At 67.2% G+C, this 6,977-nt stretch carries 5 protein-coding genes; all 5 read left to right on the forward strand.

Annotation, left to right across the window (positions count from 1 at the left end):
* Positions 1-134: 134 nt before the first annotated feature.
* Positions 135-1,106, forward strand: a complete 972-nt coding sequence (locus tag QN345_RS13685; RefSeq protein ID WP_134446746.1) for a carbohydrate ABC transporter permease — start codon at positions 135-137, stop codon at positions 1,104-1,106.
* Entirely contained in the window at positions 1,103-2,083 is a 981-nt protein-coding gene (locus QN345_RS13690; protein WP_134446748.1) for a carbohydrate ABC transporter permease, read from the forward strand. Before QN345_RS13685 ends, QN345_RS13690 begins: the two co-directional genes overlap by 4 nt.
* A 154-nt stretch (positions 2,084-2,237) precedes the next feature.
* Complete coding sequence (locus QN345_RS13695; protein WP_134558086.1) at positions 2,238-4,214, forward strand: ABC transporter ATP-binding protein; 1,977 nt, start codon at positions 2,238-2,240, stop codon at positions 4,212-4,214.
* Between the two features lie 150 nt (positions 4,215-4,364).
* Positions 4,365-5,729 carry a cystathionine beta-synthase gene (locus QN345_RS13700; protein ID WP_323508761.1) on the forward strand — a complete coding sequence of 455 codons (1,365 nt, stop codon included), beginning with the start codon at positions 4,365-4,367 and terminating at the stop codon, positions 5,727-5,729.
* Between the two features lie 25 nt (positions 5,730-5,754).
* Positions 5,755-6,977: cystathionine gamma-synthase (locus tag QN345_RS13705; RefSeq protein ID WP_323508762.1), on the forward strand; the 1,223-nt coding region annotated here is incomplete at its 3' end.

Here is a 6,977-nt window from a genome sequence, read left to right on the forward strand (position 1 = left end):
GGGGGGGGCGCCGCCCCCTCGGGGGCGCCCCCCCGCCACCCGCCTCCCGCACGACCGCACCACCTGCACCACCCACAAGACCTCCACGCGACCCCTCGCACGACCGCTTCGCGCACGATTGAAGGGACCGGCCAATGACGACCGCAGACTTACTCGGAAAGATAATCCAGGTAGTGGGGGCACTGGCAGCGTTCGCGCTTGTCATCGGTCTCCTGCTTTTCCTGATAGACAGGGCGCCCAAACGCGGGCGCGACTATTGGCAGCTGACTTTCTTCATCGCGCCCGCCCTCCTCCTGCTGCTTGCCGGTTTGATCTACCCGGCATTCCGCACCTCCCTCCTGGCGTTCACCAACAGTTCGGGTGCCTATGTCGGCGCCGAGAACTTCGTCTGGATGTTCACCCAGCCGGCTGCTTTGATCACCCTGGGCAACACCCTGATCTGGGTTGTCGTCGTGCCGACGATCTCAACGGCCATCGGCCTCGGCTACGCGGTCTTCATCGACAAGTCCCGGGGAGAGAAATACTTCAAGGCCCTCGTCTTCATGCCGATGGCGATCTCCTTCGTCGGTGCCGGAATCATCTGGCGCTTCATCTACGACTACAAGTCGGGAGGAAGCGACCAGATCGGCCTCCTGAACCAGATCGTGGTCTGGCTCGGCGGCCAGCCGGTGCAGTGGCTCCAGACCTCGCCGATCAACACCTTCCTCCTGATCATCGTGATGATCTGGATCCAGACCGGATTCGCCATGGTCATCCTCTCTGCAGCCATCAAGGGGGTCCCGACCGAGCAGATCGAGGCCGCCGAACTCGACGGAACCAACGCCTGGCAGCGGTTCACCAACGTGACGATCCCCGGCATCCGCGGCTCGCTCGTCGTCGTGATCACGACTATCTCGATCGCCACCCTCAAAGTCTTCGACATCGTGCGCACGATGACCGCCGGTAACTTCAACACGAGCGTCATCGCCAACGAGATGTACACGCAGGCATTCCGAGCCGGTGAGCAGGGCCGTGGCGCTGCGCTCGCGATCGTGCTGTTCCTGATGGTGCTGCCGATTGTCATCTACAACGTACGAATCATGCGCAAGCAGAGGGAGATCCGATGAGCGACAACGTAGTCGACCTGCCCATCGTCGGCACCAAGAAGAATGCCCTCGAGGTCGTCACCGTCGGCACCAAGTCGGCCAGGGTGAAACGGCGCCTCACGTCGCGCACGGCGACGGTCGTGTCGCTCGTCATCGCGATCCTGTGGACGCTGCCGACCTTCGGCCTGTTCGTGTCCTCCTTCCGGCCCGCCGGGCTGATCACCACGACGGGGTGGTGGACCATCCTGCAGAACCCGGGCTTCACGCTCGACAACTACAAGGAGGTGCTGCTCTCCACCTCGCAGTCCTCCCCGCAGCTCGGCGCGTACTTCGTGAACTCCCTCGCGATCGCGATCCCCGCCACGATCTTCCCCCTCGTGATCGCCTCGATGGCCGCGTACGCCTTTGCCTGGATCAAGTTCAAGGGCAGTGGCGCACTCTTCGTGCTCGTGTTCGCACTGCAGATCGTGCCCCTGCAGCTCGCGCTGATCCCGCTGCTCCAGATGTTCACCGCGATCCTGAAGCCCGGGCAGGAGGCGCTGCACCAGCTGATCCCGATGATCCCGGCGCAGAACTACCTGCCGGTCTGGATCGCGCACACGATCTTCGCGCTGCCGCTGGCGATCTTCCTGCTGCACAACTTCATCTCCGAGATCCCGAGCGAGGTCATCGAGGCAGCCCGTGTCGACGGCGCCAGCCACGGCCAGGTCTTCTTCCGGATCGTGCTGCCGCTCGCGGTGCCCGCGCTCGCGTCCTTCGCGATCTTCCAGTTCCTCTGGGTCTGGAACGACCTGCTCGTCGCCCTGATCTTCTCGGGCGGCACGCCGGATGTCGCCCCGCTCACGCAGCGCCTGGCCGAACTCACCGGTACCCGAGGGCAGGACTGGCAGCGCCTCACGGCCGCGGCCTTCGTGTCCCTGATCGTGCCGCTCATCGTGTTCTTCAGCCTGCAGCGTTACTTCGTGCGCGGCCTGCTGGCCGGCTCGACGAAGGGCTGACCAGGCCCGGGCATCCGCTCGAACAACACCTGTGCCCGTAACGGACACCTGTGCCCCGCGCAACGGGAACAGGTGTCCGGAGCGGGCACAGTTGCGTGCCCTGCAGGCGAGCGGATGCCGCTGCGGCGACGTTTAGGCTGGCTTCATGAGTGCAATGCACGGCCACGGTGGCGGGTCGGCCCCCTCCGGCCGGCCTGGACAGTACGGACGCCCGCGCGGGCGGATCAGCGGCGGTGACCCCGTCGCCCAGCGCGCCGAGAACGCCGAAGCACCGCGGATACCGAACCTCCTCGGCAGGATTGCCGCGCTGTTCGCGCCGCACCGCACCGCGCTCACTGTCACCGTCGTGCTCGTGATCATCAGCGCCGCGCTCTCGGTGGTCCCGCCTCTGCTCGTGCAGCGCGCATTCGACGAGGGCCTGTTCCCGCCGGGGGGAGAGCCCAACCTGCCCCGCCTCGCGACCCTCGTCGGGCTCATGATCGCGATCTACCTCGGTTCCCAGCTGCTCGGGGTGTGGCAGACCTGGCTCACCGCGAGTGTCGGCAACACCGTGATGGGCGCCCTGCGCGTGCGACTGTTCACTCACCTGCAGGCCATGGAGCTGAGCTTCTTCACCCGCACCAAGACCGGGATCATCCAGTCGCGGCTGCAGAACGACGTCGGCGGCGTCGCGAGCGTGCTCACGAACACCATCTCGAGCCTGCTCGGCAACGCCGTCACCGTGATCGCCGCGTTCGTCGCGATGCTCCTGCTCGACTGGCAGCTCACGATCGTCGCCCTGATCCTGATGCCGATCCTCGTGATCGCCCAGCGCCGCGTCGGCCAGGTCCGCGCCCGGATCGCGGCGAAGACCCAGGAATCGCTCTCCGACATGACCGCGATCACGCAGGAGACTCTGAGCGTCTCCGGGATTCTGCTCTCCAAGAGCTTCACCAGGCAGCAGGCCGAGATCGGCCGCTACTCGGACGAGAACGACAACCAGGTACGACTGCAGGTCAGCCAGCAGATGAGCGGCCAGTGGTTCTTCGCCATGGTCAGTATTTTCCTCTCGAGCATCCCCGCGATCGTCTACCTGGTCGCCGGCCTGCTGATGAGCAACGGTTCCGCCGACATCACCGCAGGCACGATCGTCGCGTTCACGACCGTGCAGTCCCGGCTGCTGTTCCCCCTGCTCGGCCTGATGCGGGTCGCACTCGACCTGCAGACCTCGAGCGCCCTCTTCGCGCGGATCTTCCAGTACCTCGACCTCGTCCCGGCGATCCAGGATTCCCCGGAGGCTCTCGCGGTGCCCGAGACCGGCCCCGCCACCGGTCGCGTCGAATTCGATGCCGTCACGTTCGCCTATCCGGATGCCGCCGGTGAGTCCCGGCCCACCCTCGACCAGGTCTCGTTCACGATCGAGCCCGGCCAGTTCGCCGCGTTCGTCGGGCCGTCCGGCGCCGGGAAGACGACCGTCTCCTACCTGATCCCCCGCTTCTACGAGGCGACGGAAGGGCGAGTCCTGTTCGGCGGCATCGACGTGCGCGATCTCGCCCAGCAGTCCCTCGTCTCCCACATCGGCATTGTGAGCCAGGAGACCTACCTCTTCCACGCGACGATCGCCGAGAACCTCCGCTATGCGAAACCGGATGCCACGGCGGACGAACTCGAGGCCGCCGCCCGGTCCGCGAGCATCCACGACACGATCGCGTCCTTCCCCGCCGGCTACGACACGGTCGTCGGCGAGCGCGGGTACCGGCTCTCCGGCGGCGAAAAGCAGCGTATCGCCATCGCCAGGGTGCTCCTGAAGAACCCGGAAGTGCTCATCCTCGACGAGGCGACGAGCGCCCTCGACGCCATCTCCGAGCGCGTCGTGCAGGCGGCACTCGACACCGCGTCCCGCGGCCGCACCACGATCGCGATCGCCCACCGACTCTCGACGATCGTCGCGGCCGACGTGATCTTCGTCGTCGACGGCGGCCGGATCGTCGAGAGCGGGACCCACGGCGGCCTGCTCGACGCGAACGGCGTCTACGCGCGGCTCTACTCCGAGCAGGTCGCGAGCCCGGGCGCCGTCTCGGGTGCTGTCCCGGCCGTGGCACCGAGCGCCCCTGTGATTCCGCCCCGCCCGCTCACCGACGAGCGGTACTAGAGTTGGAGGGTGCTCGTCCGTCTGAAGTGTCCGTGTTGTCCGGGTCGCTGACCGACCCCTGACGCCCCACCCCGATCACTCCTCGCCCGTCCCGTGCGTGAGCCCCAGGCCGCGCGGTGACATTCACGACACCTCGACGAAGGATCTTCCATGAAGATTGCAGACACCATCCTCGACCTCATCGGCAACACGCCGCTGGTCAAACTCAACAAGGTCACCGAGGGGATCGGCGCGACCGTGCTGGTCAAACTCGAGTACTTCAACCCGGGCGGCTCCGCGAAGGACCGGATCGCCGCCCGAATCATCGATGCCGCCGAACGTGACGGCCTGCTGCTGCCCGGCGGAACCATCGTCGAACCCACGTCCGGCAACACCGGCGTCGGCCTCGCCCTCGTCGCGCAGCAGCGCGGCTACCGGTGCGTGTTCGTGCTGCCGGACAAGGTCGGCGAGGACAAGCGCAACGTGCTCACCGCGTACGGCGCCGAGGTCGTCGTGACCCCGACATCCGTCGCGCCCGACGACCCGGAGTCGTACTACAGCGTCTCCGACCGGCTCGCCAGGGAGATCCCCGGCGCCTTCAAGCCCAACCAGTACGCCAATCCGAACGGGCCGCTCAGCCACTACGAGTCGACAGGTCCGGAGATCTGGCGCGACACCGACGGCACCGTCACCCACTTCGTCGCGGGCGTCGGCACCGGCGGAACGATCACCGGCACCGGGCGGTACCTCCGCGAGGTCTCCGGCGACACGGTGCGCATCATCGGCGCGGACCCGGAAGGCTCGGTCTACTCCGGCGGCACCGGCAGGCCCTACCTCGTTGAAGGCGTCGGCGAGGACTTCTGGCCTGCGGCGTACGACCCCGCCGTCGTGCACGAGGTCATCGCCGTCTCCGACGCCGAATCCTTCGCCATGACCAGGCGCCTCGCACTCGAAGAGGGCATCCTCGTCGGCGGTTCGAGCGGCATGGCCGTGGTCGCGGCCCTTCGCGCCGCGGCGACCCTCCCGGCCGACGCCGTCGTCGTCGTGCTGCTGCCCGACGGCGGTCGCGGCTACCTCGGCAAGATCTTCAACGACAAGTGGATGCGCAGCTACGGCTTCAGCAACGCCCCGGCCGGGCACACCGTGGCAGACCTCCTCGAGAGCAAGACCGGCACCCTGCCTGCCTTCGTCTACGTGCACCCGATCGACACCGTGCGCGACGCGATCGAGGCCATGACGGTGTCGAGCGTCTCCCAGCTGCTCGTGTTGACCGCCAAGCCGCCGGTCGTGATGGGCGAGGTGCTCGGCGCGATCGACGAGCGCCACTTGATGGAGCTCGTCTTCTCCGGCGAGGCGAAACTCACCGACAAGATCAGCGCCTACGTCGGCGATTCCCTGCCGATGATCGGCGTCAACGAACCCGTCGCGTCCGCCCGTGCCGCCTTCGCCCACGACGATGCCCTCCTCGTCACCGCCGATGGCAAGCCCCTCGGCGTCATCACCCGCCACGACCTCCTCACCTACCTCAGCGCCTGAGCGCCCACCACCAAAGGACCCACGGATGCCCAGCACCCCGAACTTCGACACCCTCGCCATCCACGCCGGACAGGAATTCGACCCGACGACCGGAGCCGTCATCCCGCCGATCTACCTGACCTCGACCTATGTGCAGGAGAGCATCGGCCATCTGCGCGGCGGCTACGAATACAGCCGCGGCGGGAACCCGACGCGCACCGTGCTCGAGACCCTGCTCGCCGCCCTCGAGGGTGGCGCGCACGGCCTGTCGTTCGCGAGCGGCCTCGCCGCGGAGGACACCATCCTGCGTGCCCTGCTCGCACCCGGCGATCATATCGTGCTCGGCAACGACGTCTACGGCGGAACGCACCGCCTGATCAACACGGTGCACGGCGCGGTCGGCATCCGCAACACGACCGTCGACCTGTCCGATCTCGCCGCCGTCGAGGCCGCGATCATTCCCGCTGAAACGAAGATCCTCTGGGTCGAGACGCCGAGCAACCCCCTCATGAAGATCAGCGACATCGAGGCGCTCGCCACGCTCGGGCACCGTTTCGGCGTCACCGTGATCGTCGACAACACGTTTGCGAGCCCCGCCCTGCAGCATCCGCTGGCGTTCGGCGCCGACGTCGTCGTGCACTCGACCACCAAGTACCTCGGCGGTCACTCCGACGTGCTCGGCGGGGCCCTCGTGATCAATGACGATGCGCTCTACCAGAAGGCGCAGTTCCTGCAGTTCGCCACAGGACCCGTCTCCGCACCCCTCGACGCCTGGCTCACCGTGCGCGGCATCAAGACCCTCTCGGTGCGGATGGACCGGCACTGCTCCAACGCGCAGGCGATCGCCGAACACCTCGACGGCCATCCAGCCCTCGAAGCCGTCTACTTCCCCGGCCTGCCGAACCACCCCGGCCACGAGCTCGCCAAACGCCAGATGAGCGGCTTCGGCGGCATGCTCTCGATCGCGTTCGCCGGCGGGGCCGCCGCTGCCCGCGCCTTCGCCGAGTCCACGAAGCTCTTCCAGCTCGCCGAGTCCCTCGGTGGCGTCGAGTCCCTCGTGAACTACCCCGCCGAGATGACGCACGCCTCGGTGCGTGGAACGGAACTCGAGGTCGCAGACAACATCATCCGCCTCTCCGTCGGTATCGAGGACAAGGCCGACCTGATCGCCGACCTCGACGCTGCCCTCGCCGCCGTCGCCAAACCCTTTCGTCGACCCATAGTGCGCATTCCGGTGAAGACGAGCGCGCTGAAGACTGCGATCGTGCT

The sequence above is a fragment of the Cryobacterium sp. 10I1 genome, from assembly GCF_035019805.1.
GTDB lineage: Bacteria > Actinomycetota > Actinomycetes > Actinomycetales > Microbacteriaceae > Cryobacterium > Cryobacterium glucosi.